At 74.5% G+C, this 24,172-nt stretch carries 27 protein-coding genes and 1 pseudogene; 15 read left to right on the plus strand and 13 right to left on the minus strand.

Annotated features, from left to right (window positions below):
- The first annotated feature begins 16 nt into the window (after positions 1–16).
- The 5 genes from AC1UE5_RS15105 to AC1UE5_RS15125 are packed head-to-tail and all read left to right on the plus strand — an operon-like array spanning position 17 to position 3,125.
- Entirely contained in the window at positions 17–526 is a 510-nt protein-coding gene (locus AC1UE5_RS15105; RefSeq protein ID WP_482924890.1) for an RNA polymerase sigma factor, read from the plus strand.
- Positions 519–1,610, plus strand: a complete 1,092-nt coding sequence (locus AC1UE5_RS15110) for a DUF4349 domain-containing protein (protein WP_482924892.1) — start codon at positions 519–521, stop codon at positions 1,608–1,610. The genes AC1UE5_RS15105 and AC1UE5_RS15110 overlap by 8 nt, the downstream gene beginning before the upstream one ends.
- Positions 1,611–1,622: 12 nt before the next feature.
- A complete protein-coding gene (locus AC1UE5_RS15115; protein ID WP_482924894.1) occupies positions 1,623–2,318 on the plus strand; it encodes a Crp/Fnr family transcriptional regulator in 696 nt (231 codons plus the stop codon).
- A complete protein-coding gene (locus AC1UE5_RS15120; RefSeq protein WP_482924896.1) occupies positions 2,284–2,727 on the plus strand; it encodes an NUDIX hydrolase in 444 nt (147 codons plus the stop codon). The genes AC1UE5_RS15115 and AC1UE5_RS15120 overlap by 35 nt, the downstream gene beginning before the upstream one ends.
- Entirely contained in the window at positions 2,727–3,125 is a 399-nt protein-coding gene (locus AC1UE5_RS15125) for an ASCH domain-containing protein (protein ID WP_482924898.1), read from the plus strand. The genes AC1UE5_RS15120 and AC1UE5_RS15125 overlap by 1 nt, the downstream gene beginning before the upstream one ends.
- On the opposite strand, the gene AC1UE5_RS15130 is transcribed toward AC1UE5_RS15125, so the two are convergent.
- The 4 genes from AC1UE5_RS15130 to AC1UE5_RS15145 form a co-directional block, all read right to left on the minus strand.
- Positions 3,122–3,517, minus strand: a complete 396-nt coding sequence (locus AC1UE5_RS15130) for a hypothetical protein (RefSeq protein WP_482924900.1) — start codon at positions 3,515–3,517, stop codon at positions 3,122–3,124. The two genes, AC1UE5_RS15125 and AC1UE5_RS15130, sit on opposite strands and share 4 nt — an antisense overlap.
- 144 nt (positions 3,518–3,661) lie before the next feature.
- Complete coding sequence (locus AC1UE5_RS15135) at positions 3,662–4,315, minus strand: glutathione S-transferase family protein (protein ID WP_482924902.1); 654 nt, start codon at positions 4,313–4,315, stop codon at positions 3,662–3,664.
- 285 nt (positions 4,316–4,600) lie between these two features.
- The gene (locus AC1UE5_RS15140; protein WP_482924904.1) at positions 4,601–5,467 is read right to left on the minus strand and encodes a thermonuclease family protein; all 867 of its coding nucleotides are present in this window, start codon (positions 5,465–5,467) and stop codon (positions 4,601–4,603) included.
- A gap of 68 nt (positions 5,468–5,535) precedes the next feature.
- Entirely contained in the window at positions 5,536–6,690 is a 1,155-nt protein-coding gene (locus AC1UE5_RS15145; protein ID WP_482924906.1) for a winged helix-turn-helix domain-containing protein, read from the minus strand.
- 134 nt (positions 6,691–6,824) lie between these two features.
- On the opposite strand from AC1UE5_RS15145, the gene groES reads away from it, so the two are divergent.
- Both groES and groL read left to right on the plus strand, forming a co-directional pair.
- Positions 6,825–7,115, plus strand: a complete 291-nt coding sequence (groES, locus tag AC1UE5_RS15150) for a co-chaperone GroES (RefSeq protein ID WP_482924909.1) — start codon at positions 6,825–6,827, stop codon at positions 7,113–7,115.
- Between the two features lie 39 nt (positions 7,116–7,154).
- Positions 7,155–8,780, plus strand: a complete 1,626-nt coding sequence (groL, locus tag AC1UE5_RS15155; protein WP_482924911.1) for a chaperonin GroEL — start codon at positions 7,155–7,157, stop codon at positions 8,778–8,780.
- A gap of 65 nt (positions 8,781–8,845) precedes the next feature.
- On the opposite strand, the gene AC1UE5_RS15160 is transcribed toward groL, so the two are convergent.
- Together AC1UE5_RS15160 and AC1UE5_RS15165 are read right to left on the minus strand one after the other, a co-directional pair.
- Complete coding sequence (locus tag AC1UE5_RS15160; RefSeq protein WP_482924913.1) at positions 8,846–9,868, minus strand: phospholipase D-like domain-containing protein; 1,023 nt, start codon at positions 9,866–9,868, stop codon at positions 8,846–8,848.
- A complete protein-coding gene (locus AC1UE5_RS15165) occupies positions 9,865–10,266 on the minus strand; it encodes a PPOX class F420-dependent oxidoreductase (RefSeq protein WP_482924915.1) in 402 nt (133 codons plus the stop codon). The genes AC1UE5_RS15160 and AC1UE5_RS15165 overlap by 4 nt, the downstream gene beginning before the upstream one ends.
- Before the next feature lie 36 nt (positions 10,267–10,302).
- On the opposite strand from AC1UE5_RS15165, the gene AC1UE5_RS15170 reads away from it, so the two are divergent.
- Positions 10,303–11,340 (plus strand): hypothetical protein, encoded by a 1,038-nt coding sequence (locus AC1UE5_RS15170; protein WP_482924917.1) that lies wholly within the window; start codon positions 10,303–10,305, stop codon positions 11,338–11,340.
- Here AC1UE5_RS15170 and AC1UE5_RS15175 read toward each other — a convergent pair.
- Positions 11,337–12,392, minus strand: coding sequence for an aminotransferase class V-fold PLP-dependent enzyme (locus AC1UE5_RS15175; protein ID WP_482924919.1), 1,056 nt, complete (start codon positions 12,390–12,392; stop codon positions 11,337–11,339). The genes AC1UE5_RS15170 and AC1UE5_RS15175 overlap by 4 nt on opposite strands.
- A 71-nt stretch (positions 12,393–12,463) precedes the next feature.
- Here AC1UE5_RS15175 and AC1UE5_RS15180 point away from each other — a divergent pair, with 71 nt between their 5' ends.
- The 4 genes from AC1UE5_RS15180 to AC1UE5_RS15195 are packed head-to-tail and all read left to right on the plus strand — an operon-like array spanning position 12,464 to position 15,523.
- The gene (locus tag AC1UE5_RS15180) at positions 12,464–13,159 is read left to right on the plus strand and encodes an MOSC domain-containing protein (RefSeq protein WP_482924921.1); all 696 of its coding nucleotides are present in this window, start codon (positions 12,464–12,466) and stop codon (positions 13,157–13,159) included.
- Positions 13,156–13,416: a hypothetical protein gene (locus AC1UE5_RS15185; RefSeq protein WP_482924923.1), complete on the plus strand. Its 261-nt coding sequence runs from the start codon at positions 13,156–13,158 to the stop codon at positions 13,414–13,416. The genes AC1UE5_RS15180 and AC1UE5_RS15185 overlap by 4 nt, the downstream gene beginning before the upstream one ends.
- A gap of 50 nt (positions 13,417–13,466) precedes the next feature.
- Positions 13,467–13,904 (plus strand): MarR family winged helix-turn-helix transcriptional regulator, encoded by a 438-nt coding sequence (locus AC1UE5_RS15190; RefSeq protein ID WP_482924925.1) that lies wholly within the window; start codon positions 13,467–13,469, stop codon positions 13,902–13,904.
- A 50-nt stretch (positions 13,905–13,954) separates the two neighbouring features.
- Positions 13,955–15,523 carry a hypothetical protein gene (locus AC1UE5_RS15195; RefSeq protein ID WP_482924927.1) on the plus strand — a complete coding sequence of 523 codons (1,569 nt, stop codon included), beginning with the start codon at positions 13,955–13,957 and terminating at the stop codon, positions 15,521–15,523.
- On the opposite strand, the gene AC1UE5_RS15200 is transcribed toward AC1UE5_RS15195, so the two are convergent.
- The 4 genes from AC1UE5_RS15200 to AC1UE5_RS15215 are packed head-to-tail and all read right to left on the minus strand — an operon-like array spanning position 15,520 to position 19,642.
- Entirely contained in the window at positions 15,520–16,614 is a 1,095-nt protein-coding gene (locus tag AC1UE5_RS15200; protein ID WP_482924929.1) for a citrate synthase 2, read from the minus strand. The genes AC1UE5_RS15195 and AC1UE5_RS15200 overlap by 4 nt on opposite strands.
- A gap of 10 nt (positions 16,615–16,624) precedes the next feature.
- Entirely contained in the window at positions 16,625–17,890 is a 1,266-nt protein-coding gene (locus AC1UE5_RS15205) for an MFS transporter (RefSeq protein ID WP_482924931.1), read from the minus strand.
- Positions 17,887–18,519 (minus strand): CGNR zinc finger domain-containing protein, encoded by a 633-nt coding sequence (locus AC1UE5_RS15210; protein WP_482924933.1) that lies wholly within the window; start codon positions 18,517–18,519, stop codon positions 17,887–17,889. The genes AC1UE5_RS15205 and AC1UE5_RS15210 overlap by 4 nt, the downstream gene beginning before the upstream one ends.
- A 43-nt stretch (positions 18,520–18,562) precedes the next feature.
- The gene (locus AC1UE5_RS15215; protein WP_482924935.1) at positions 18,563–19,642 is read right to left on the minus strand and encodes a helix-turn-helix transcriptional regulator; all 1,080 of its coding nucleotides are present in this window, start codon (positions 19,640–19,642) and stop codon (positions 18,563–18,565) included.
- 113 nt (positions 19,643–19,755) lie between these two features.
- On the opposite strand from AC1UE5_RS15215, the gene AC1UE5_RS15220 reads away from it, so the two are divergent.
- The 3 genes and pseudogenes from AC1UE5_RS15220 to AC1UE5_RS15230 all read left to right on the plus strand — a co-directional run bounded on the left by AC1UE5_RS15220 (position 19,756) and on the right by AC1UE5_RS15230 (position 22,616).
- Entirely contained in the window at positions 19,756–21,162 is a 1,407-nt protein-coding gene (locus AC1UE5_RS15220; protein ID WP_482924937.1) for an MFS transporter, read from the plus strand.
- A 7-nt stretch (positions 21,163–21,169) separates the two neighbouring features.
- A pseudogene (locus AC1UE5_RS15225) lies at positions 21,170–21,589 on the plus strand (amidase family protein); the annotation flags it as partial.
- 64 nt (positions 21,590–21,653) lie between these two features.
- Positions 21,654–22,616 carry an amidase gene (locus AC1UE5_RS15230; protein WP_482924939.1) on the plus strand — a complete coding sequence of 321 codons (963 nt, stop codon included), beginning with the start codon at positions 21,654–21,656 and terminating at the stop codon, positions 22,614–22,616.
- On the opposite strand, the gene AC1UE5_RS15235 is transcribed toward AC1UE5_RS15230, so the two are convergent.
- On the minus strand, positions 22,613–23,227 hold the full coding sequence (locus tag AC1UE5_RS15235; protein ID WP_482924941.1) for a collagen-like domain-containing protein: 615 nt from the start codon (positions 23,225–23,227) through the stop codon (positions 22,613–22,615). The genes AC1UE5_RS15230 and AC1UE5_RS15235 overlap by 4 nt on opposite strands.
- 60 nt (positions 23,228–23,287) lie before the next feature.
- A complete protein-coding gene (locus AC1UE5_RS15240) occupies positions 23,288–24,163 on the minus strand; it encodes an NAD(P)H-binding protein (protein ID WP_482924943.1) in 876 nt (291 codons plus the stop codon).
- Positions 24,164–24,172: the final 9 nt, after the last annotated feature.

The following is a 24,172-nucleotide window of genomic DNA, read 5'->3' on the forward strand; positions in this document are numbered from 1 at the left end:
TAGTTGTCGTGTGAGCGTGGCTGTCGAAGAACCTTCAACCGCCGCTGTCGCCGGATCGTTCGCCGACCTGTACCGGGAGACGGTGCGGGACGTGTACGCGTACGTGGCGACGATCGTCGGCGACCGGGCAGCGGCGGAGGACGTCGTCGCCGCGGCCTACGAGCGCGCGTACCGCAAGCGCGCGAAGTTCGACGCCCGGCGCGGGAGCGCGCGGGCGTGGGTGTTCGGGATCGCGCGCAACGCCGCGCTCGACGAGCTGCGGCGGCGCAGGCGCGGGGCCGCGCTGGTGGAGGAGCCGCTCGACGCCGCCGCGCCCGGGCACGACCCCGACCTGGCGGCAGAGCGCGCGACCGTGCGCGCCGCGCTGGCGGGGCTGGAGCCCCGCGACCGCGAGATCGTCGCCCTGAAGTACCACGGCGGCCTGACCAACGCCGAGGTGGCCAAGCTCCTCGGCGTCTCCGAATCGAACGCGGGGACCCGGCTCCACCGCGCCATGACCAAGCTGCGGGAGGCCTGCGATGCCTGAGCTGCTCGAGGACAGCATCCGCGCCACGGCGCCGGTGCCGGACGACGACTTCCTGGCCCGCCTGGACGCGCGGGTCGACGCGGGGTTCGCCAAGGAGCGGCCCCGCCGCGCGGCCACGCCCGCGACCGCTCCCTCCAAGCACGTCAAGCCCCGGCGCGTGCCGTGGCTGCTCCAGCCCGCCGGCGGACTGGTCGCCGTCGTGCTGATCGGCGTGCTCGTGTCCTTCGGCGCCATCGCGGCGGTCGTCGGCGGCGGCGACACGGACGAGTCCGGGTCGAGCGGCAGCGGTGAGGTGTTCGACGCGTCGGGCGGCGGCGCGGCGGCCTCGACCACGGAGAGCGGCGCGGCGGGCATCACGGAGGACAGCGCCGTCGCCCCCGCGGCACCGGCGCCGGAGCAGTCCGGGGTCGCGCCGGGCGAGCGGCGCGTGGTCGAGCGCTCCACCACGATGGCGCTCACCACGCCCGAGGACGAGTTCGCCGACACCACCGCCGGCGTGCTGCGCGTCGCCGACCGCACCGGGACGATCGTCGCCTCGTCCAACGTCGCCGAGGACGGCGGCAGCGGCACCGCGACGTACGACCTGCGCGTCCCGACCTCCCGCCTCGACGAGACGCTCGCCGGGCTGTCGCGGCTCGGCGACGTGACCAGCCGCTCCTCGACCACCGACGACATCACCGCGGCCGCCGTCTCCGCGCGAGATCGGCTGACCGACGCCCGCGACCGGCGCGCGGCGCTCCTGAAGGCGCTCGAGCGCGCCGACACCGACCGCGAGCGCGCCAGCATCGAGCGGCGCCTGCGCTCCGCCCGCCGCGAGATCGCCCACGCGGAGACGCTCGTCCGCCGCTACGCCGCGCGCGGCAACCGCGCCCGGATCGACCTCACCGTGACCTCGAAGCGGGCCGAGGGCGGCGCGTGGACGCCCGCCGACGCGCTCGACGACGCCGGCGGCATCCTGCAGTGGGTCGCGGGCGCGGCGCTCGTCGCGGCGGCCGTCCTGCTCCCCCTCGCGTTGGTCGTCGCGGCGCTCGCAGGAACCGTCCGGCTGACACGGCGGCGTAGGAGAGAGGCCGCGCTGGGGTAGCCTCTGCCGTCTATGGCGACAGTGGGTCAGGACGTCGTTGCGCTCCTCGAGCGGGTTCCCGTCTTCGAGACGCTGGGCCCGCAGGACCTCGCGCAGGTCGCGCACGTCGCCGTCCCCCGCCGCTTCACGCCCGGCCAGGTGATCTTCCGCGAGGGCGACGAGAGCGACACGTGCTACGTCGTCTCCAGCGGTCACGCGCGGGCGCTGCGCGAGCACGGGGACGGGCGCACGATCGCGCTCGCGCGGTTCGGCCCGGGCGACATCTTCGGCGAGCTGGCGATGTTCGACGACGAGAAGCGCTCGGCGACCGTGGAGGCGCTCGACGACCTCCACGCGCTCGCGATCCTCGGCCACGACATGCGCCGGCTCCTGCGCGAGCACCCGGACATCGCGGTCAAGCTCGTCACCGCGCTCGGCCGGCGCCTGCGGGCGGCGAACGAGCGGCTCGCGCGCCAGTCGTTCCAGACCGTGCAGAGCCGCGTCGCATCGGTCCTCATCTCGCTCATCGACCAGCAGCGCAGGGAGGGCGGCGCCGAGCGCGACGTCCTCGTCACCGCCACGCAGGCGGAGCTGGCGCAGCTGGCGGGCTCCTCGCGCGAGTCGGCCTCGCGGTTCCTCGCCGTGCTCGAGCGGGCCGGGATCGTCACGCAGGGGCGTGGCAAGCTGACCGTCCATGACCCCGCCGCGCTCCAGCGCTACGTCTACTGAGGAGATCTCCGCCGGCGGCGTCGTCGTCCGCGGCGGCTCCGAGGTGATCGTGATCGTGCCGACGCGGCGTGCCGCGGACGGGCGGAAGGTGCTCGCGCTGCCGAAGGGCCACGTCGACCCGGGCGAGACGCCCGAGCAGGCCGCGACGCGCGAGGTCCGCGAGGAGGCTGGCGTGGTGGCGCGCCCGGTGGGAGAGCTGGGGGAGGTCCGCTACTGGTACCAGCGCGACGGCCGGCCCATCCCCAAGGTCGTCACGTTCTTCCTCTTCGACTACGAATCCGGCGCCGTCGACGACCACGACCACGAGGTGGAAGTGGCCCGTTGGATGCCGCTTTCGGAGGCTGCTGGCGCGCTCACCTACGAGGGAGAGCGCGAGATGATCGAACGGGCTGTAGCCTTCCGGCGCTAGTGCAGGTCCTGAACTTCTACTCCCGCATCTTCGCCGACCAGCTCAAGCGTGGCCGCAAGACCGCCACGATCCGCCTCGGCGACAAGTCGAACAAGTACCGCAAGAACCAGGCGGTGCTCGTCACGATCGGCTACCAGCACTCCCCGCGGGAGAAGATCTTCGAAGCGGTGATCGACCAGGTCGAGGTCAAGCGCTTCCGCGAGCTCTCGCCGCGCGACATCGAGCACGACAACCCCGAGTTCCGCCGCCACGAGGAGATGAAGCACTTCCTCGAGCAGATCTACGGCCGCGAGGTGTCCGACGAGGACACGGTCACGGTCGTGCGGTTCTCCCAGATCATCGAGAACCCGCCCGAGTTCACCGAGCGCCGGCTCGGTATCGGCGGGGCGCAGAACTAGCCCCACCACAGCGCCCGCACGACGGTCCACGGGGCCGCGAGCGCGGGGACGCCGAGGAGGATGACGAGCGCCGCGCGGCGAGTGATGCCGTGCCGCTCGAACACGTCCGGGGTGCGGCCGATCGCGGCCGACCACAGGAGCCGCGCGCCCCAGCCCGCGATCGCCGCGGCGGCCAGCCCGGCCGCCACCGCTGCCGCGCTGCCGCTCGCGACCTCGCCCCACGTGTCCGGGTGGCTGCAGCACGGGTCGCCGTCGGGGATGGTCGGGTCGGGGCGATGCATCGACATCGCGCCGATCAGCAGCGCGAACAGGCTCGCCCACCACCCGATCCCGAGGCACACCACCCCGCCGATCGCGCCCAGCACCCGCACCTCCGCCCACCATCGCTCCACGCCGCGGACCGTACGCCGGGTGTGTCCGGGAAGCGTGCAGGTTCAGCGCCGAACCGGTGAGACGATCGGCGCGCGGCAGCCGTGCCCTCTTCGCTCAGCGCGCCGCCGCGTGTGGGGCGTTCCCGCGGGAACGTGCACGACGTCTCACACCGCCCGTGAGGGTCCCCCGTTGATCGCCCACTGGGCGGCGAAGGCGCGTTCGTACGCCGGGCGCGCCTCCCCGCGGGCGACGTAGGCCGCCAGGGCTGGGAGCTCGTCCAGCAGGCCCGACGGCCGGAGCCTGAGCAGCACGGAGACCATGAGCAGGTCGCCCGCACTGAAGGCGCCGTCGAGCCACTCGGCGTCGCCCAGACGCGCGGAGAGCCGGTCGAGGCGCTCGCGGATGCGGTCCTTGACCAGCGGCAGGCGCTCCTCGGCCCAGGGCCTGTCGCCCTCCAGGATCTTCGCCGTGACGAGCTCGAGGATCGGCGGCTCGACCGTGTTGACCGCCGCGAACATCCAGCTGATCGCCCGCGCCCGCGCGTTGGGGTCGGCCGGGAGCAGGCCCGCGTTCCGCTCGGCGATGTGGAGGATGATCGCGCCGGACTCGAACAGCGCGAGGTCACCCTCCTCGTAGGTCGGGATCAGCCCGAACGGGTGGAGGCGCAGGTGCTCGGGCTCCTGCTTCTCCCGGGCCGACAGCAGGCGCACCTCGTACGGCTGGCCGACCTCCTCTAGGGCCCAGCGGACGCGCGTGTCGCGCGCCAGGCCGAGCCCGCCGTCCGGCGAGCGCTCCCAGGCGGTGATGACGATGGTCATGTGCACGGGACCGGTACCGCCTCGGAAACTCATCGCGAGGACGGCGAGCCAGTCAGCCGCGGACCGCGTCGCGGTGCCGGCGGACGCGAAGAGCGCCTCCACCCCGGTCGGCGAGAAGATCAGCGTGCGCCGGCCGCGGCCTCCTCGTGCAGCGCGCGGCCGCCGTGTGGCGTTCCCGCGGGAACGTGCGCGACGTCGCCGGGCCCGAGCACGCGCCGCCGCCGGCGACCGCTTGGAGGAGATCATGAGGCAGAGTCGTTCGCCTGATGTGGCAGTTCTGCGCGGCTACCGACCGAACCCCGGACAGGTAGCCCACGAGCCGCGCGCCGCCACCGCCGCGTCGGACGCGGCGTCCTCGTACGACGCCTGCCGGGTGAAGCCCTCACCGTCGATCATGACGAAGCCGGCGAGGAGGAGGGTTCGGCCGAGGTCGTACGGGCCGGTGGCAGCCGGGGGCAGGTCGTCCACGGCACGCACGTAGGCGAGCACCCGCCCGAGCTCGTCGCGCGGCTCGAGCCGCTGGTCGGTCGTCAGCTCGACCAGCGCGCCGGTTCCGCCGGGATCGTCGAAGAGCCCGTCGCCGTTCGTATCCGCAGGCGCCGTGAACGAAAGCCCGTGAAGGAAGCTCGCCGCCTCCGGGCCGCCGCACGCCGAGGAGCGGTCCGGCCCGTCGAGGTCGGGAGCGGCGACGCCGACGAGACGGACGGTCTCACGCGCGCTGCCGTCGGTTCGCCGGACCTTGATCGTGTCCCCGTCGACCACGTCGGTGATCCGCCACGCACCGCGTTCGACGCGCTCGCGTGCCAGGCGCTCGCGCCGTTCGGCCGCCCGCCTCCGCGCCGCGGCTCGCCTCCGCGCCGCGGCCCGCCGACGCCGTTCGGCGGCCCGCCGCCGTTCGCGCGCCTCCGCCTCGGCACGCCGCCGGCGCTCCTCCTCCGCCTCCGCGTCGTCGCTCCCACCCGACCCGCCGCCCGCGGCGGACGAGCAGGGACACGGAAGCGACTCGCAGTAGATGCCGTCGCCGTCCGCGTCACGCGTGTCGGCCGCCGCCTGCGCCTCGGCCTGCGTGGAGTAGTCGTCGCACGTGGCGGCAGCGGCAGTCGACGGGAGCACCGCGAGCGCGAGGACAGCAGCCACCAGGACGCGGAGCACCACCGTGCGACCCTCGCACACACCGCCGGCTCCTGCAGGCGCGGGCAGGTTCCCGCGAGGTTCGCGCGTCAGGCCGTCCGCTCCACCTCCGGGAGCGCGAGCGTCCAGGCGAGGCGCTGCAGCGCGCGGTCGAGCGCGTCGTCGAGGGCCGCGGACGCGCGGACCTTCGGCTCGCGGTGGAAGGCGAGCACGCGCAACGTGCCGTTCGCGCGGTCGGCCTTGAGGTCGGCGCGGCCGACCAACCGATCTCCGCGGAGGAACGGCAGCACGTAGTAGCCGTAGACGCGCTGGGGCGCGGGCTTGTAGATCTCCATCACGTGCTTGAAGCCGAAGAGGCGCTCGGCGAACGCGCGGTCCCACAGCAGGTTGTCGAACGGCGAGAGGAGCACGCCGCTGGGGAGCGAGCCGGCGTCCGGGTCCGCGTCGGGCAGCGTGAAGACGTCAGCGCCGCCGTCGTCGACCTGCCAGCGCCGCAGCGCGCCCTCACGCACCAGCGCGTCCACGTGCGGCGCCACGCGCTTCGTCCCGCCGGGGAGCCGGTGGTGCTCCACGATCCCGCTCACCGTGAGCACGCCGCGCGCGCCGACCGCCCGCAGCGCCAACGCGCGCAGGAGCTCCTCCTCGTCCGGCTCCGGCGCCTCGAGGAACTCCGCCGGGATGACGCGCTCGGTCAGGTCGTAGAGCCGCTGGAACCCGCTCCGCCGCCCCGCGATCGCCAGGTCGCCGCGGTCCCACAGCGCGTCGAGGACCGCCTTGGCGGGCTTCCAGTTCCACATCCCGCCCATGTCGTTCGCCCCGCGCCCGTCGAAGTCGCGCGACGCCACGGGGCCGCGCTCGCGGATCGTCCCGAGGACGAAGTCGACGACCTCCGGATGCTCCCGCAGCGCCCGCGCGTGCGAGCCCCAGTGCCCGCCGGACCGCATCCGCCAGCGCGACAGCCGGTAGTCGGCGACCGGCAGCAGGCACGCCTCGTGCGACCAGTACTCGAACAGCCGCCCCTCGCGCAGCAGGCCGAAGACGTCGTCCTGCGGCATCGCGCCGGCGCGCGCCGCGATCACCAGCCGGTGGGAGCGGTCCACCGCCGAGATCGAGTCCAGCTGCACCGCGCCCAGCCGGTCCACCACGGACTCGACGTCATCCGCCCGCGCTCGCCGCGCCCGCGTCGCGAACCCCTGCGCGACGACCGCCAACCGCCGCACCGCGGCCTTCGAGATCTGCTCCATTGGCACTCATGTAACCAGAGTGCCAACGGCGGCTTGACGCACGCGGCTCAGCCGCTACCCTGCTCTCCGCAAGCGTGGTTGGCACTCTCCGCTGTCGAGTGCCAAATCGAACCAACTTCGGAGGTCAAGAGCGCATGAAGCTCAAGCCCCTTGGCGATCGTCTGATCGTGCGGGCCATCGAGGAGGAGGAGACGACCGCGAGCGGCATCGTCCTCCCCGACACCGCGAAGGAGAAGCCCCAGCGCGGCGAGGTCGTGGCCGTCGGTGATGGCCGCTTCGACGACGAGGGCGAGAAGCGCATTCCGCTCGACGTCGCCGAGGGCGACACCGTCCTGTACTCCAAGTACGGCGGCACCGAGATCAAGGTCGAGGGCGAGGACCTGCTCGTGCTGCGCGAGTCGGACGTCCTGGCCAAGGTCATCTAGCACCCCCTTCTTCGAGAGACCAGAGGAACCAAGAACCACATGGCTCACAAGGAACTGAAGTACGACTCCGACGCGCGCAAGGCCCTCGAGGCCGGCGTCGACGCGGTCGCCAACGCCGTCAAGGTCACGCTCGGCCCGAAGGGCCGCTACGTCGTCCTCGACAAGAAGTTCGGCGCTCCGACGATCACGAACGACGGCGTCACCATCGCCCGTGAGATCGAGGTCGAGGACGTCTTCGAGAACCAGGGCGCCCAGCTCGTCCGCGAGGTCGCGACCGCGACCAACGACGTCGCCGGCGACGGCACGACGACCGCGACGGTCCTCGCCCAGGCGATCGTGCGCGACGGCCTGAAGAACGTCACGGCCGGCGCCAACCCGCTCGCGCTCAAGCGCGGCATCGAGAAGGCCGTCGACCAGATCGTCGACAACATCCGTGGCCTCTCCAAGGAGGTCGGCGGCAAGGATCAGATCGCGCGCGTCGCGACGATCTCGGCCGGCGACGAGGAGATCGGCGACCTGATCGCCGACGCCATCGAGAAGGTCGGCAAGGACGGCGTGGTCAACGTCGAGGAGGGCCAGACCCTCGCGATGGACCTCGAGTTCACCGAGGGCATGCAGTTCGACAAGGGGTACATCAACCCCTACATGGTCACGGACCAGGACCGCATGGAGGCCGTCCTCGAGGATCCGTACATCCTCATCGCGAACCAGAAGATCGGTTCCGTCCGTGACGTGCTCCCCGTCCTCGAGGGCGTCATCCAGTCCGGCAAGTCGCTGCTGATCATCGCCGAGGACGTCGAGGGCGAGGCCCTCGCGACGCTCGTCGTGAACAAGCTCCGCGGCACCTTCACCGGCGTCGCCGTCAAGGCCCCGGGCTTCGGCGACCGCCGCAAGCGCATGCTCGAGGACATCGCGATCCTCACGGGCGGCGAGGTCATCACCGAGGAGATGGGCCTCAAGCTCGAGAACACGCAGCTCTCGCAGCTCGGTCGCGCCCGCCGCGTCGTCGTCGCGAAGGACAACACGACGATCGTCGACGGCGCCGGTGACACCGAGGCCATCAAGGGCCGCATCAACCAGATCAAGAACGAGGTCGAGAACACCGACTCGGACTTCGATCGGGAGAAGCTCCAGGAGCGCCTCGCCAAGCTCTCCGGCGGCGTCGCCGTCGTGAAGGTCGGCGCGGCCACCGAGACGGAGATGAAGGAGAAGAAGCACCGCGTGGAGGACGCCCTGCAGGCGACCCGCGCGGCGCTCGAGGAGGGCATCGTGCCCGGCGGCGGCGTCGCGCTGCTGCAGTCGGCCAAGGACGTCTCGGCCGACGCGTACGAGGGTGACGAGCGCACCGGCGCCCAGATCGTGCTCCGCGCGGTCGAGGAGCCCCTGCGCCAAATCGCCCACAACGCCGGCCTCGAGGGCTCGGTCGTCGTGAACGACGTCCGCAAGGCGGAGGCCGGCCACGGCCTCAACGCCGCGACGAACGAGATCGTCGACCTCGTCGCCGCGGGCGTCATCGACCCCGCCATGGTGACCCGCTCCGCGCTCCAGAACGCGGCGTCGATCGCCAAGAACATCCTCACGACCGAGGCCATCGTGGCCGAGGTGCCGGAGAAGGACGGCGGCGGTGCCGGCGGCGGCATGCCCGACATGTCGGGGATGATGTAGCCAGCGGCTACGCCACCCGCAGTACCGGATTCACGAAGGCCCGCTCCGGCGGGCCTTCGCCGTTCCTAGGCCGCGGCCACCTTCTCGAGCTCCCTCCGCGCGCGGTCGAACACCACGGTGCTCAGCGTGAGCCGAGGCCGGCGCTGGACCAGTCCGCGCGGGATCCCGATCGTGTCGATGTCCGGTGCGACGGCGATGTCGCATCCCACCACGGGCTCCACAGTCGTGAACCAGCCGCGGCGGCGGTCTTCCTCATCCGCTGCCCGCAGCGCCTTGTCGAGGTCGTCGCGCGGTGTCCCGGTCACCTGCACGATCGCCGGGCACTTCAGGGTGCCGGAGATGTAGAACAGCAGCAGGTCACCATCGCGGTACCCCGGTCGGCCGATCATGCGACCGCCGCGGATCGTGTGCGGATCGGTGATCTCATCGACCGTGTGCCACCATCCAGCAGCGTCACGTTCCGGTCGATTGTGCAGCGGCTTGAGCCACAGCCCACGCCCGCGCAGGTCCCCGTTGCGCGCCGCTTGTCGGCGAAGCGCCTTGCCCGGAGGCAGTCGATGGCGTCCGCCGTATCCGCCCCGAACGGGAGATCGCGGCGGCCCGAGTCGTTTTGCAGTGCGCGCCGCAGAGGCAAGGTCGCGCGGTCCCACGTCGTAGGCGCTCGCCCACCAGCGCTCGAAGATCTGCTCCGCGTCACGAGCCTGCGCGCGGGTGAGCAGAACACCCAATTCGGCGTTCCCGCCGTCCTGCCCCGCAGCCGTCAGGTTGCCGGACCCCACCAGGCCCCAGTTCCCGTCGATGAGCACGACCTTCGCGTGGAGGTTCAGCAGGCTCCGCAGCGCGAAGTCACGACCAGCGAGCAACCGCAGTCCATCCACCGACAAGAACCCCGATGCGAGTGCGCCGTGGCTGAGCGATGTCAGCAGGCGGCGGTTCCCCGCCCCGCCATCTGCAGCGCTGTCGGCGACGAGGTCGGCGACGTCGCGCGAGATGAACGGGCTGGCGATCCGAATGTCATGCCGCGCGGATTCCAGGCGCTCGCAGAGCTCGTCGAGCCCGACCTCGACCAGAGTGCTGGCGCGGCTCACGCCGGTGGGGTGTCGTCGAACGGGAGCGTGATCGCCGTCTCGCGCTCGACCTCGACGAGGTAGACGGTCATGTCGGGCTCCGTGAACGGGCGGCCCGTGTAGTCGTGGCTGATGCGGTCGACGATCGCCTGTGCCGCGTCGCCGTCGAGCGTCTCCGTCACCCGCCCGCGGACGTAGCCCTCGGCGTACGGGTTGTCGCGGTCGGTGACCGACAGCGCCACGCGCGGGTCGCGCGCGAGGTTGCGGGCCTTGCGGCTGCCGGTGTTGGTGAAGAACGCGATGCGGCCGTCCTCGACGCGGCACCAGACCGGGACGCTGTGCGGCGCGCCGTCGGGCAGGACGGTGGCGAGGTGGACGACGTTCGGGCGGCTGAAGAGCGCTTCGACCTCGGGCTTCATGGCGCGACTCTACGCCCGCGGGCTCGTTCCAGGGACATGCGCCGTCCCGGAGATCGCCTGACCGTCGCCTGTGTCCTCGCCGCCATCGCGTGCCTGGGAGGCGCGCCGGCGGCCGGGGCGCAGGCGCCGGAGACCGCCGTCGCGGAGCTGGTGAAGCCGTCGCCGGTGACCGCGACCGGCGGCGCGGCGGTGTACAGCGACTTCGACCCGGCGACCCAGCGCTACCGGCTCGTGCTGCGGGAGGTCGGCGGGCTGCCGCTGACGCTGCCGTTCGCGCCGCAGCGCGAGCCGTTCGACGTCGACCTCGGCACCGACGGCGACGGGCGCGCGGCGGTGGCGGCGTCGGTCGGCGGCGATCTCTTCGTTCTCACGATCGACCGCGACACCGCGCCGCGGCCGGTGCGCAACGCGAACACGTCCGACGGAGACGAGCACGCGCCGACGCTCGACGAGGGGCGACTCGCGTTCGCGCGCGGGTCCGTCGTCTACACCAAGCGTCTGACCGCGCCCCGCTCGACGCCCTCCACCCGGCTGCCGGGCGTGCCGACCCAGCGCTGCCTGGCCGGGCGGCCGCCCGGGTCGTCCTGCGCGACCGGCGAGCGGCGCGTCGAGCAGCTCGACCTCCTCGACGGGCAGCTCGCCCAGCACGTCAGGTACCGCGTCGGCGGGGCGGGCGCGCACTTCCAGCACGAGGTGCGCTGGGTGACGCTCGCGACGCGCCAGTCGCGGCAGGTCGCGCACCTGCTCGGCGGCGAGAGCGCGCAGCGCTACGAGGGCGTCGAGTGGGCGGGCTCGCGCCTCACCTGGTACCGCGGCTGCGAGCGCGCGTGCCCGGAGGGCTACACCGCCGCGTTCCGCTACCGCCACGGCGTCGGCTACGACGCCGACCCCGCCCCGCCCGGCGGCCTGAGCGGCTTCGCGGGCACCGGCGACGGGACGTGGCAGGTGCGCGGCGCCTACCTCGACACGTGCGGCGGCGAAGAGCCGGCGGTCACCCCCTGCACGCTCGTGCGCACGCGCGAGCCGCGGTGGGAGCGCGTCCCCGCCTCCCGCGTCCGCCTCGGCGCGCGTTAGGTGAGCGCCGCGACCGCGCGGTCGACGTCCTCGGACGTCGCCGGGAGGTGGCAGGCGAGCCGCACCCGACCTGCCCGCACCGCCGCCTTGACGCCCGCCGCGGCGAGGCGCTCCGCCGCGTCGACGCGCTCCACCACGACGAACGGCGTGACGTCGTACGGCAGGCCGAGGCCGTCGCGCAGGCGGTTGGCGAGCGCGAGGTCGTAGGTGCCGATCGCCTCCGCGCCGAGGTCGGCGATCAGCTCGGTGCAGATCGCGGTCGCCGGCCACAGCGGCCAGGCGGGCGAGAGGTCGTAGCGCTTGGCCGTGGCCGACACGTCGAGCGTCCCCGTGTAGACCGACGACCACGGCGTGTCCGACGCGTACCAGCCCGCATCGATCGGCGGCAGGCGCTCCACCGCCTCCGGCCGCACGGCCAGGAAGGCCGTCCCGCGTGGGGCGAGGAGCCACTTGTACGTGCCCACCGCGACGTAGGTGAACCGCGTCGCGTCGAGCGGGAGCCAGCCGCACGCCTGCGTCGCGTCGAGGAAGACGTCGGCGCCGTGGTGGGCGGCCGCGCCGGCCAGCGCGTCGAGGTCGACGAGCGCGCCGTCCGCCGACTGCGCCGCGCTGACGGCGACGAGCGCGGTCGCGGACGAGATCGCGGCGGGGACGTCGGCGAGCGGCACGGCGCGGACCCGCACGCCCCGCCGCGCGCGCTCGGCCACGAGCATCGGGAACACGACCGACGTGAAGTCGCCCTCGGCCACGACGATCTCGCCGCCCTCCGGCACGGCCGCCGCGACCAGCCCGGCGAACACCGACACCTGGTTGCCGCACGCGACGTCGGCCGGCGTCACGCCGACGAGCCGCGCGAACGCCGCACGCGCCCGCTCCACCCACGCGTCGTAGCCCGGCCCGTCGATCCGGCCCTCCGCCCACGCGGCGACCGACTCGCGCGTGGCCGCGGCGGCATCGAGCGGCGGCACGCCGGAGGTGGCGGCGTCGAGGTGCCCGCGGACGGCGGGGAACCGCGCGAGGGCGGCGGTGACGGCATCGGTGGAGACGGACATCGCCACGCACGGTCGCACGGACGCGGCGCGCTGGCCAGGGCCACGCGGTGGGCCACTACGCTCACTGCGTCATGCCGATCGGCGCCGTCGCAGAGCTCCACCGCTGGCCCGTCAAGTCGTTCGCGGGCGAGACGCTCGACGTCGCCGACCTCGACGCGCGCGGCATCCCGGGCGACCGCGCCCACGCGCTGTGGCGCAAGGGCGGCAAGCGCGTCACCGCGCGCGGCGTGCCGAAGGTCCTGTGCTGGTCGGCCACGTACGACGCGCCGGTGAACGGATCGGTCCCGCTCCCGCTCGTCACCGCCCCGGACGGCACGACCTACCGGTGGGACGCGCCCGGGCTGGCGGAGACGATCAGCGCCGACCTCGGCCAGGACGTGGCGCTCACGACCGACGAGCAGGGTCAGCAGGACCTGCCGAACAGCGTGCTCGTGACGCTGGAGCCGACCCGCGCGCTGATCGAGCGCGAGCTGGAGCGGCCCGTCGACCTCGAGCGCTTCCGGACGAACATCCACCTCGACGTGGACGTCGAGCCGTTCGCGGAGACCGGCTGGGAGGGGCGGCGCCTGCGCATCGGCGACGCCGAGCTCGAGCTGCTCCATCCGTGCCTGCGCTGCTCGATCGTCACGCGCGAGCCCGGCACCGGCGACACGTGGGGCGGCCTGCTCAAGCACCTCGTCCGCCACCACGACTCGACGTTCGGGATCAACGCGCGGCCGCTCGGCCCGGCGCAGATCCGCCTCGGCGACCCGGTGGAGCTGCTGTGAGCGTCCTGGACTGGATCTCCGTCGCCGCCGCGTTCGTCGTCGTCGCGTGGTTCCTGAAGATCGTCTTCAGCGAGAAGCGCGACAACCCGCGCCACGCCGAGGACGACGCCCGCGACTTCTTCGACGAGCACGGCCACTGGCCCGACGAGGACCCCGGCGAGGCCGCCGCCCGCGCGGCCCGCGGCGCCGCGTCGGAGCACCTCGCGCGCGACGCCCGCCGCCGCGCGCGCCAGCGCCGCCCCGACGCCGGCCAGTAGCGGCGCGCGCGCCCAAGCCGTTCGCTGAGCAACTACCATCGTGGGCGGTCATGGCTCAGGCGACCAAGCACGACAGCCCGGCGGCGGAGGCCTGGACGCTCCTGCAGCGGCTGATGCTCGGGCAGAAGGCACGCGTGCACGCGATCGCGTCCGAGTTCGACCTCGCGCCCGCGCAGGTCCACGCGCTGCACGTACTGGAGCCCGACCACCCGTGCGCGATGAGCGAGCTCGCCCAGGCGCTGCGCTGCGACAACTCGAACGTCACCGGCATCGTCGACCGGCTCGAGGCGCGCGGGCTGGTGGAGCGCCGCCCCGGCGAGCGCGACCGGCGCGTGAAGATGCTCGCGGTGACGCCCGCCGGACAGGAGCTGCGCGAACGGCTCGCCGAGCGCCTCCGGCAGCCGCCCGAAGCGCTCGCGCAGATGGACGAGGACGACGCGCGGGCGCTGCGCGACCTGCTCGCCCGCGCCCTCGCGGCACCGGATTGAGACCGGGCTGACACTGCGCTGCGCCCCGGGCCGGCCATACGGTCGCGCCCATGCTCCGCCGCCTGCCCTTCCTCCTCACGACCACCCTCGCCCTCGCCACGCTCCCGGCCGCCGCGGCCTCCGCCGCCGAGCCCTTCACGATCGGCCAGGGCGTCAAGCCCCACGTCCTCGTCGACCCGGCGACCGGCACCGCCCGCGCCGTCTGGCTCGACAGCGACGCCAACCGCATCCGCTTCTGCGCCGTCCCGCGCGGCGCGACGACCTGCAGCCACACCGCGACGCTCGCCCCGCCGACCGGCGGCCCGACCACGGTCGGCGTGCCGTTCCTCCTCGAGGGCGGCGCCGGCGGCATCGACAAGATCGTCACCGTCATCGGCGGCAAGACGTACGCGTACACCTCCGCCGACGGCCTGACGGGCTGGACGCCCGGCAGCAAGATCTACGACGCCGGCCCGGGGACGAACCATCGCGCGCCGGTGCTGGCCCGCTACGGCGAGGAGCTGCTGATGCCCGGCACCAACCCCGACCTGTCGGTCTGGGCGCCGCGCTCCAACGGCACCGACGCGCCGGTGAACACGGTCGCCAAGCTCCCCACCGGCGGCGTCAGCAGCCTCGTCTACGACCTGGAGGTCGCGTACACCGGCAGCACCTACGTCGCCGCCGCGAACAACCTCCAGAGCACGTACCTCTGGGCGGCGTCGCCGATGGACGACCCGAGCACGACGCCGTCGTGGCAGGGGCCGGAGCTGGTCGGCGAGGGCGACACGAGCCGCCTCGCCGGCGGACCGACCGGCGCCTACCTCATGACCTCGGCCGGCACGCCCAGCCAGCCCCGCATCGAGGTCCGCCGCTGGGCGCCCGACGCCGAGGACATCGGCGGGCCGGCGACGATCGCGAGCGAGCAGGGCTACGTCAACGACATCGACGTCGCGCCGGCCGGGAAGGTCGCGGCGATCTGGCGCAAGAACGACTCGCCCACGCACCGCCTCCGCCTGGCGCGCTCGGACGACCACGGGACCACGTGGACCACCGCCACGATCGCCCGCGAGGCGGTCGTGATGGCCGACATGGACGTCGCGATCGCCGACGACGGCGAGGGCTTCGCGATCTACGAGGGCAAGAGCATCGACGGCGACACGCGCGAGATCCGGCTCGCGTCGACCGCCCCGCTCCCGGAGCCGCCCGCCCCGCCCGCGCCGGGCCCCGGCGGCTCCTCGACGACGGTGACGACCGTGCCGAACCCGGGGACGGGCGGCGGCAAGAAGCCGGCGCCCAAGACGCCGAAGGTCAAGCTCACGACGGCGACCGTGCCGGGCGCGACGATCACGCTCGGCGTCCCGTCCGCGTGCATCCCGGCGGGCAAGCCGTTCACCGCCACGCTCTCCTTCGCCAAGCAGCGCAAGAAGGGCAACCTCTTCGTGAAGGTCCGCCGCACGGACTTCTCGATCGGCGGCAAGACGCTGAAGAAGGACACGTCCGCGCCCTTCAGGCAGACGCTCGTGATCCCGAACCCGAAGAAGGGCCGGACCTACACGCTGAAGGCGCGCGCCTTCATCAAGGTCAAGCAGGGCCGCGGGCCGAAGAAGTCGGTCACCGCGACCCTGAAGGTCTGCGCCTAGGCCTCCGGGACCGGGCGCGGCCCCTCGCCGACGTACTTCGCCGAGGGCCGGATCAGCCGGCCCTCGCGCTTCTGCTCGAGGATGTGGGCGGACCAGCCCGCCACGCGCGCGCAGGTGAACATCGACGTGAACAGCTCGGCCGGCACCTGGGCCGTGTCGAGCACGACGGCCGACCAGAACTCGACGTTCGTGGCGAGGACGCGGTCGGGCTTGCGGGCCTTGAGCTCGGCGAGCGCCGCCCGCTCCAGCGCCTCGGCGACCTCGAACCGCGCCGAGCCGATCTCCCGCGCCGTGCGGCGCAGCACGCGGGCGCGCGGGTCCTCGGCGCGGTAGACGCGGTGGCCGAAGCCCATCAGGCGCTCGCCGCGGTCGAGCAGGTCCTTCACGTACTTCTCGGCGTCGCCCTGCCGCTCGACGTCGTCGATCATCTTCAGCACGCGCGACGGCGCGCCGCCGTGGAGCGGGCCGGAGAGCGCGCCGACCGCCGACGAGAGCGCCGCGGCGACGTCCGCGCCGGTCGAGGCCACCACGCGTGCGGTGAACGTCGACGCGTTCATGCCGTGCTCGGCGGCGGAGATCCAGTACGCGTCGATCGCCTTGACGTGGTCCGGATCGGCCTCGCCGCGCCAGCGGATCACGAAGCGCTCGGGGATCGACGTCCCCTTGTCGACCTCGGACTGGGGTACCGGCGGCTGCCCGGCGCCGCGCGCCGACTGGGCGACGAAGCTCAGCGCCATGACCGACGCGCGCGCCAGCTGCTCGCGCGCCTGCTCGTCGGAGATGTCGATGAGCTGGCCGAAGCCCCACTCAGGAGCGAGCATCGCGAGCGCCGACTGGACGTCCACGCGCGGGTCGCTGGAGCGGACGGTCAGCGGGTGCGGCTCGGCGGGCGGAAGGCCGGGCTTGAGCTTGCCGTCGACGAGCAGGCCCCAGACCTGCTCGTACGGGACCTTGCCGACGAGGTCCTCGATGTCGACGCCGCGATAACGGAGGGAGCCGCCCTCCCTGTCGGGCTCGGCGATCTGCGTCGCGAAGGCGACGACGCCCTCGAGACCGGACTGGACGCCGCTGGTGTCGGCGGTTGCGCTCATTGGTGTGACCTCACTGTCCGGGGACGCCGGAGAGCTCCGGCGCGCCCTGATGTTGCCGTAGCCGGACGCGACGCGCCTGCGCGCGCTGCGCCTCGTCGCCCTCCAGCGGCTGCAGGACCCACCACCCGGCGATGGGCGCGAGGGCGACCGCGAGGAACGCCAGCTGGTACGAGCTGGCCTCGACGAGCAGGCCGAAGAGCGGGCTGGCGATCGCGCCGAGGATCGAGACGAGCATGTTCTGCAGGCTCATCGCCGTGCCCGCCCGCGCGCGGCCCGCGATCTCCGCCGCGGCCGTGAACGACAGGCCGTTCCAGCTCGAGATCATCGCGCCGCCGGCGACCAGCAGCGGGAGGAGGATCGCGTTGGGCGCGCCGGAGAGGAGCGCGGTGAGGCCGACGAGGACGCCGCCCGCGACGCCGATCTGCCGCAGCGGCGCGATGCGCTTGTCCGTGCGGTCCGACCACACGCCGACGCTGATGCGCGCGACCGCCGCGACGAGCTGGATCGCGGCGAGCACGAGCGCCGCCTGACCGGTGCTCAGCCCGTGCTCGTCGACGAGGAAGAGGACGGTGAACGAGATGATCGCGGCCTGCGCCATGACCAGCAGGCCGGAGCCGACGCCGAGCCGCCAGATGCGGCCGTCGCGCATCGGCGGGCGCGCGTCGAAGCCGGGCGGCGTCTGCGCGGGCGGCGGCTCGCGCATGAGCAGGGCGTTGGTGACCGCGGCGACGAGCGCGAACGCGGCCAGCGCCGCGAACGCGGTGGTGAGGTCGGTCGCGAGCGCGATCGCGGGCAGCGCGAGCGCGGTGATCGCGCCGCCGACGGGGATCGCGGTCTGCCGGATGCCGAGCACCAGGCCCCGTTCGCCCCGCGTGAACCACCCCATGATCGCCCGCCCGGACGCGCCGGTGGCCGACGCGCCGAAGAAGCCGGTGAGGAAGAACGCGGCGTAGAGCAGCGGCAGCGAGCCGGCCAGCGCGGAGAGCAGCAGGCCTGCCGCGGTGGCGAGCAGGCCGAGGCCCAGGACCGGGCGCTCGCCGGTGCGATCGGCCAGCGCGCCCCACGGCAGGACGCCGAGCGTGAAGCCGAGCGTCTGGATCGCGAACAGGAACCCGACCTGGCCCAGCGTCAGGTCGAACGCGTCGCGCAGCTCGGGCCCGAGCGCGGGGAGGCCCTGGCGCAGCGCGCCGGTGACGAGCGTGCCGACGCACCCCACCACCAGCACCACCCAGCGGTAGCGCGCCGCGGCGGAGGGAGCTCCGGCGCCGCGCGTCACGCGCTCGCCTTCGCGCGGGCGCGGTGGCGGCGCGCCTTGGCGGCGTTGCCGCACGTCTGCATCGAGCACCAGCGGCGCCGGCCGGCGGGGGAGCGGTCGTAGAAGCGCGCGCTGCAGGTCTCCGACGCGCAGATGCGCAGCCGGGCGCGCTGCGCGGGCGTGCCGAGCATCGTCGCGGCGTCGAGCGCGATCGTCCCGAGCATGCGGCGCGGCGAGTCGGCCGGCGCGCGCTCGCCCAGCACCGGGACGCCGTCGGCCTCGAGCCCCAGCTGCGGGCGGCCGCCCGCGTGGACGAGCCAGTCGTCGATGTGCGTGAGCGCCTCGACCGGCACCGGCGCACCCTCGACGACCGCGACCAGGCAGGCGTCGATCGCCTCGCGCAGCGCCCGCGCCTCCTCGACCACCTCGGGCCGGACCGGCACGACCGCCTCGGCGACGCCGGCGTGGACGAGCCACAGCGCGAGGTCGTCGGGCGTGACGAGCGTCTCGACGGAGCGTTGCCAGCGCTCCCGCCGCGTGTTGACGAGGTCGACCGCGGGCCGCGCCCCGAGCCAGTACCACCACGGCGCGCCGCTCGCCAGCGGGAGGGCGAGGTCGGCGGGCAGGTCGCGGGGCGCGTTCCGGAGCACAACTCCATCATAGCCCGCAACCGGTTACGGCGGTGTGATGTGGTTACGCGGCTGCGCCGCTCGTCCCGAGCAGCGCGGTGAGCTCGGCCCGCGAGCGGACGCCGGTCTTGGCGAAGATCGCCTTCACGTGGTCGCGGAGGGTGTGGCGCGAGATCCCGAGCCGCTCCGCCACCGCTGCCGTGTCGAGCCCACCGACGAGAAGGGCGGCCACCGCGCGCTCGCGCTCGGTCAGGCCGTACAGCGCGACCAGCACCGGCAGCAGCTCCTCGCGCCCGGCGGGCTCGAGCGTGACGACCGTCGTCGCGGCCGACCCGTCGACGGGCTCGAGCGTCTCCGCCCGCACGTGCAGCCAGCCCTCGCCGAGCCGCACGCGCATCCGGGCCGGCCGCAGCGGCCGCGCGCCCGCTGCGATGGCGCGCGCCTGCAGCGTCACGACCTCGACGGCCGGCGGCAGGTACGGCTCCACGTACGGGTTGGGGAGCTGGGCGAGCCAGCGGCGCCCGGCGGCCGTCGACGCGGTCAGGTCGCCCTCGGCGTCGACCACGAGGACGCCTCCGGCGCCGGTGGCGGACGTGGCGAGCGCCGTGCGGGCCAGGTTGCGGCGCAGCCCCGCGCCGAGGTGGGCGGCGACGGCGCGCACGAACCCCAGCTCCTCGGGCGAGAAGGGCGGCGCGTCGTCGCCGCGCGCCAGCGAGGCCACGGCCCACGTCGCGTCGCGGCTGCGGGCGAGCAGGCGCAGCTCGTCACGCAGCCCGCGCGGGGCGAGCAGGCGCCGGTGGCGGGCGCTGGACGCGACGTCGCCGCCGGTCGCGGCGTGGAGCGACGCGGCGACCGTGCCGGCGCGGTCCAGGTCGTCGAAGAGGTTGACGTCGCCGCCCTCGGCCTCGAGCTGCGCGTGGAGCCAGGCCAGCTCGCAGTCCAGGTCCAGGTCGCCGACGACCAGCTCCGTCTCCAGCAGCGTCTCGGGGTCGGTCGTGCCCCAGCTCCCCCAGTCGTACGGGACGACCCGGCGCACACGGGCGGAGACCTCGTGGACCAGTTCGCGCGGCTCCATCCGCTGCTCGCTCAGCTCCGCGATCGTCTCGCGGGCGGCGACGGCGCGGAGTCCGAGCGAACGTCTCATGCGGCCACGGTACCGCCGGTGCGCGGGGCCGCCCATCCCCCAGCTGCGGGGGTGCTCAGGACCCCGCGGGCGCGGGATGGCCGGCCGCGCGGCCCTGGCGCACGCTGCGCCGCATGAGCCCACCGATCACCACCCGCCGCGGCTGGGCGGCGCTCGCCGTCCTGGCGCTCCCGACGCTGCTCGTCTCGATGGACGTCACGCTGCTGCACCTCGCGGTGCCGGCGCTCGACGCGGACCTCGATCCCACCCCGACCGAGCTGCTGTGGATCGTCGACGCGTACGGCCTGCTGATCGCCGCGTTCCTGGTCCCGATGGGGATGCTCGGCGACCGGCTCGGGCGCCGCCGCGTGCTGCTCGCCGGGGGCGCCGCGTTCGCGGTCGCCTCGGTGGTGGCCGCGTTCGCCCCCAGCGCCGGCGCGCTGATCGCCGCCCGCGCGCTGCTCGGGGTCGCCGGCGCGACGCTGATGCCGTCGACGCTCGCGCTGATCCGCGGCATCTTCACCGAGCCCGCCGAGCGGACGTTCGCGATCGGCGTGTGGGTCGCCAGCCTGTCGCTTGGCATGGTCGTCGGGCCGATCGTCGGCGGCGCGCTGCTCGAGGTGGCCTGGTGGGGCGCGGTCTTCCTCCTCGCGGTCCCGGCGATGGCGGCGCTGCTCGTGCTCGGGCCGCGTGTGCTGCCCGAGCTGCGCGACCCCTCGCCAGGGCGCATCGACGCGCCGAGCGTCGCGCTCGCGCTGACGGCGACGCTGACGCTGGCGTTCGGCATCAAGCGGCTGGCGGCCGATGGGGTGGCCGAGCCCGCCGCCGTCGCGGCCCTCGCGGCGGCGCTTGTCGCGGGGACCGTGTTCCTGCGCCGGCAGCGGCGCCTGCCCGACCCGCTGCTCGACGTCGCGCTGTTCCGCAGCCCCGCGTTCACCGGCGCGCTCACCGCCAACACGCTCAGCATGGCCGCCGCGATCGGGATGTTCCTGCTCATCACCCAGCACCTCCAGGTCACGCTGGAGCTGAGCGCGCTGGAGGCCGGGGTCGCGCTGCTGCCGTACGCGGGCACGATCCTCGTCGGGTCGATGACCGCGCCGGCGCTCGCCGCCCGGCTCGGAGCGCGTACGACGGTCGCCGGGGGCCTGGTCGTGATGGCCGCCGGCACGGCGCTGCTCACGCAGGTCGAGGCCGAGGGAGGGATCGCCCTCACGCTGCTCGCGACCGTGGTCATGGCGGTGGGCGGCGCGCCGGTGCTCGCGCTCGCCACCGACCTCGTCGTCGCGTCCGCGCCGCCGGAGCGCGCGGGATCCGCGGCCGCGATCTCCGAGACCGGCACGGAGCTCGGCGGCGCGCTCGGCGTCGCGGTGCTCGGCTCGATCGCCGCGGCGGCCGCCGCGACCGCGGACGGGGCGGCGGGCACGCTGGCCGACGGCCTCGCGGGGGCCGCGCTCGCGGCGGCGGGACTGCTGCTCGTCGCGGCCGCGTCGGTCGCGGCGCTGCTCCCACGGGCTACCGCGGTGGCGCCAGAGACGGCATGATCCGCGCATGTCCCTCCTCTTCCGCCCCGCGGACGAGCTGGCGGCCCTGGTGCGCGCCGGCGAGGTCACCGCGCGCGAGCTCGTCCAGGAGTCGCTCGACCGGATCGAGCGGCTCAACCCCCAGCTCAACTGCTTCGTGGACGTCTTCGCGGAAGAGGCGCTCGCCGCGGCGGGCGCGGTGACGCCGGGCGACCCGCGACCGCTCGCGGGCGTCCCGATCGCGATCAAGAACAACGTGCCGGTCGCGGGCAAGCGGCTCACGTTCGGCTCGAACTTCTTCGGCGACTTCACCGCGCCGATGGACGCCGAGCTCGTGCGGCGGCTGCGCGACGTGGGCGGCGCGATCGTCGTCGGCACCACCACGCTGCCCGAGTACGGCATCCAGCCGGTGACCGAGACGCGGCGGTTCGGGCCGACGCGCAACCCGTGGGACACCGGCCGCACGCCCGGCGGCTCGTCGGGCGGGAGCGCGGCGGCGGTCGCGGCCCGGCATGGTCGCGCTCGCGCACGCCAACGACGGCGGCGGCTCGATCCGCATCCCCGCCGCGTGCTGCGGCCTGGTCGGGCTGAAGGCGCAGCGCGGGCGCGTGTCGCAGGCGCCGACCGTGGGCGAGCAGTTCCTCGCCATCGACGGCGTCGTGACGCGCACGGTGCGCGAGACGGCGCTGGCGCTCGACCTCCTGAGCGGCCCGGTGCTCGGCGACGCGTCGTGGGCGCCGCCGCCCGCCGAGCGCTACGCCGACGCGGCCGCCGGCCCGCCCGAGCGCCGCCGCCTCGCGCTCTGCCTCACCCCGCCGCTGCCGGGTGTCGAGCCGACGCCGGCCAACGCCGCGGCGGCGCGGGCGACGGCGGAGCTGCTCGAGTCGCTCGGCCACACCGTCGAGGAGATCGAGCCGCCGATGCGCGACACCGAGCTGGCGCGCGTCTTCACCGCGGTGTTCGGCCCGATGGTCTGCGCACAGGCGTCGCTCGCGTCGCTGATGGCGGGCGGGCGCGAGCCGACGATCGACGACGTCGAGGCGCTCACGCTCTGGCTGTGGGAGACCTGCAAGGGCATCGACTCGATCACCGCGTACGGCGCGCTCATCCAGACGCAGGCCGCCGCGCGCGCGATCGTCCAGTGGTCGGATCCGTTCGACGCGATCATCACCCCGACGCTCGCCGAGGCGCCGCTGACGATCGGGACGCTCGACCCCGACGGCCCCGACCCCGCCGCCACGTTCCGCCGAGCGGGCGAGTTCACCCCGTACACGCCGGGCTTCAACATGTCCGGCCAGCCGGCGATCTCGGTGCCGGTCGCGCACGACGACGAGCTCGGCACCCCGATCGGCGTCCAACTCGTCGGGCGCCCGAACAGCGAGGGGCTGCTCCTCGGGCTGGCGACGCAGCTGGAGGAGGCGCGCCCGTGGGCGGAGCGCCGGCCCGCGCTCGCGCTGGAGGAGGAGACCGCCTAGGGCGCGACGGTCGCGCAGATCACGTACGCCTGGATCGTCACCGACGTGATCGTCCCCCTGTCGTAGACGATCTGCCAGCGGTCGTCGTACGGGTTGCTGCGCAGCAGGGCGCCGAGCGTCTGCCCGACGGTGCCCTCGGCCGCGACCTGGCCGCCTCCGCCCCCGATCGGCTTCTTCCCGGCCGGGCACCTGGCGATCGCGCCGATGATCTCGTGGTCGGGGCCCGTGCTGGTCTGCGGCGTGCCCCGCACGACCTCGTAGCCCGACAGGCCCGGGGCGCCGTCGGCACCGGCGGGGCCGGCAGGCCCGGCCGGCCCGGTCGCGCCCTGCGGCCCGCTCGCGCCGGCCGGCCCCGGCGCGCCCGTCTCGCCGCGCGGTCCCGCGGGACCGGCGGGGCCCTGCGGCCCTGGCGTCCCGGTGGGCGCGACGCGGAGGCTCGCGGCCACGTCGCGCGCCGCGATCGAGCCGTCGCGGATGTCCTTCCCCGTCACCGATCCGTCGCGGATCTGCGCGCCGGTGATGAGGCTCGCGGCGGTGGCGCTCCCCGCGCAGGCGAGGACGACGGCGACGAGCGCGAGGACGAGGGCGGGGCTGGGACGGCGAAGCTTCATGGCCGCCATCCTGGGGCGCCCGCGCCCGCCCGGCATCGGCGGAATCCCCAGTGCGAGCGGCTAGCGTGCCCCGAGCACGGCGGCCATCGCGCGCGGCGTGACGCCGAGCGCCTCGGCGTCCGCGGTGCCGTGGCGGGAGGTCATCGAGACCTGGAGCAGCTCGGCCTCGTCCCACGTCGCCGGCGCCTTGGACTGCAGGAGCGCCTCGCCGGAGCGCAGGCCGATCTTGGCCAGCGGCTCGGGGAGCGGGAGGAGCCGCCGCGGGCGCCCGGCCGCGCGCAACGCCAGCGCGGCGATCGCCAGCGTGTCGAGCGTGTCGGGGCCCGCCAGCTCGTACCGCGCGTCGCCGCCGTCCCGCGCGAGGGCGCTCACGGTCGCGTCGGCGACGTCGTCGGCCCAGATCGGCTGGTAGAGCGCGCGGCCCCGGCCCGGGATCGGCACGGCGGGGAGCCAGGCGAGCCGTTCGAGCAGCGACAGGAACGGGTCGCCGGGCGAGAAGACGAGCGACGGCGCGAGGACCGTGTGGCGCAGACCCGAGTCGCGCACGGCCTCCTCCGCCAGCGCCTTCGAGCGCAGGAACCGCGTGCGGTCGTGGACCGACGCGGACAGCGCGCTGAAGAAGACGAAGTGCTCGACGCCCGCCCGCTCGGCCGCCTGCACGAGCCGCCACGTCGCGATGCCGTTCAGCTCCTCGATCGACCCGCGCGGCTGGTCGCGCGCCGACGCCGCGAGGTGCACGACGGTCCTGACGCCGCGCAGCGCGTTGCGGAACGACGGCGGGTCGGTCAGGTCGCCGAGCGCGATCTGCACGCGGACGCGCTCGGCTCCCAGCCGCCGCGGGTCGCGGACGAGCACGCGCACCGGCTCCCCGCGCGCCGTCAGCCGCCGCAGCAGCGCCGTCCCGATCTGGCCCGTGGCGCCCGTCAGCAGGAGCACGGGCGCGAC

The sequence above is a fragment of the Parviterribacter multiflagellatus genome (assembly GCF_056863265.1).

Excerpts from the sequence above, each read along its gene's own strand:
- AC1UE5_RS15110 (WP_482924892.1), top strand. The coding sequence starts at position 519 with ATGCCTGAGCTGCTCGAGGACAGCATCCGCGCCACGGCGCCGGTGCCG.
- AC1UE5_RS15115 (WP_482924894.1), top strand. The coding sequence starts at position 1,623 with ATGGCGACAGTGGGTCAGGACGTCGTTGCGCTCCTCGAGCGGGTTCCC.
- AC1UE5_RS15120 (WP_482924896.1), top strand. The coding sequence starts at position 2,284 with ATGACCCCGCCGCGCTCCAGCGCTACGTCTACTGAGGAGATCTCCGCC.
- AC1UE5_RS15135 (WP_482924902.1), bottom strand. The coding sequence starts at position 4,315 with ATGACCATCGTCATCACCGCCTGGGAGCGCTCGCCGGACGGCGGGCTC.
- AC1UE5_RS15145 (WP_482924906.1), bottom strand. The coding sequence starts at position 6,690 with ATGGAGCAGATCTCGAAGGCCGCGGTGCGGCGGTTGGCGGTCGTCGCG.
- groES (WP_482924909.1), top strand. The coding sequence starts at position 6,825 with ATGAAGCTCAAGCCCCTTGGCGATCGTCTGATCGTGCGGGCCATCGAG.
- groL (WP_482924911.1), top strand. The coding sequence starts at position 7,155 with ATGGCTCACAAGGAACTGAAGTACGACTCCGACGCGCGCAAGGCCCTC.
- AC1UE5_RS15165 (WP_482924915.1), bottom strand. The coding sequence starts at position 10,266 with ATGAAGCCCGAGGTCGAAGCGCTCTTCAGCCGCCCGAACGTCGTCCAC.
- AC1UE5_RS15170 (WP_482924917.1), top strand. The coding sequence starts at position 10,303 with ATGCGCCGTCCCGGAGATCGCCTGACCGTCGCCTGTGTCCTCGCCGCC.
- AC1UE5_RS15175 (WP_482924919.1), bottom strand. The coding sequence starts at position 12,392 with ATGTCCGTCTCCACCGATGCCGTCACCGCCGCCCTCGCGCGGTTCCCC.
- AC1UE5_RS15180 (WP_482924921.1), top strand. The coding sequence starts at position 12,464 with ATGCCGATCGGCGCCGTCGCAGAGCTCCACCGCTGGCCCGTCAAGTCG.
- AC1UE5_RS15190 (WP_482924925.1), top strand. The coding sequence starts at position 13,467 with ATGGCTCAGGCGACCAAGCACGACAGCCCGGCGGCGGAGGCCTGGACG.
- AC1UE5_RS15195 (WP_482924927.1), top strand. The coding sequence starts at position 13,955 with ATGCTCCGCCGCCTGCCCTTCCTCCTCACGACCACCCTCGCCCTCGCC.
- AC1UE5_RS15200 (WP_482924929.1), bottom strand. The coding sequence starts at position 16,614 with ATGAGCGCAACCGCCGACACCAGCGGCGTCCAGTCCGGTCTCGAGGGC.
- AC1UE5_RS15215 (WP_482924935.1), bottom strand. The coding sequence starts at position 19,642 with ATGAGACGTTCGCTCGGACTCCGCGCCGTCGCCGCCCGCGAGACGATC.
- AC1UE5_RS15220 (WP_482924937.1), top strand. The coding sequence starts at position 19,756 with ATGAGCCCACCGATCACCACCCGCCGCGGCTGGGCGGCGCTCGCCGTC.
- AC1UE5_RS15230 (WP_482924939.1), top strand. The coding sequence starts at position 21,654 with ATGGTCGCGCTCGCGCACGCCAACGACGGCGGCGGCTCGATCCGCATC.
- AC1UE5_RS15235 (WP_482924941.1), bottom strand. The coding sequence starts at position 23,227 with ATGAAGCTTCGCCGTCCCAGCCCCGCCCTCGTCCTCGCGCTCGTCGCC.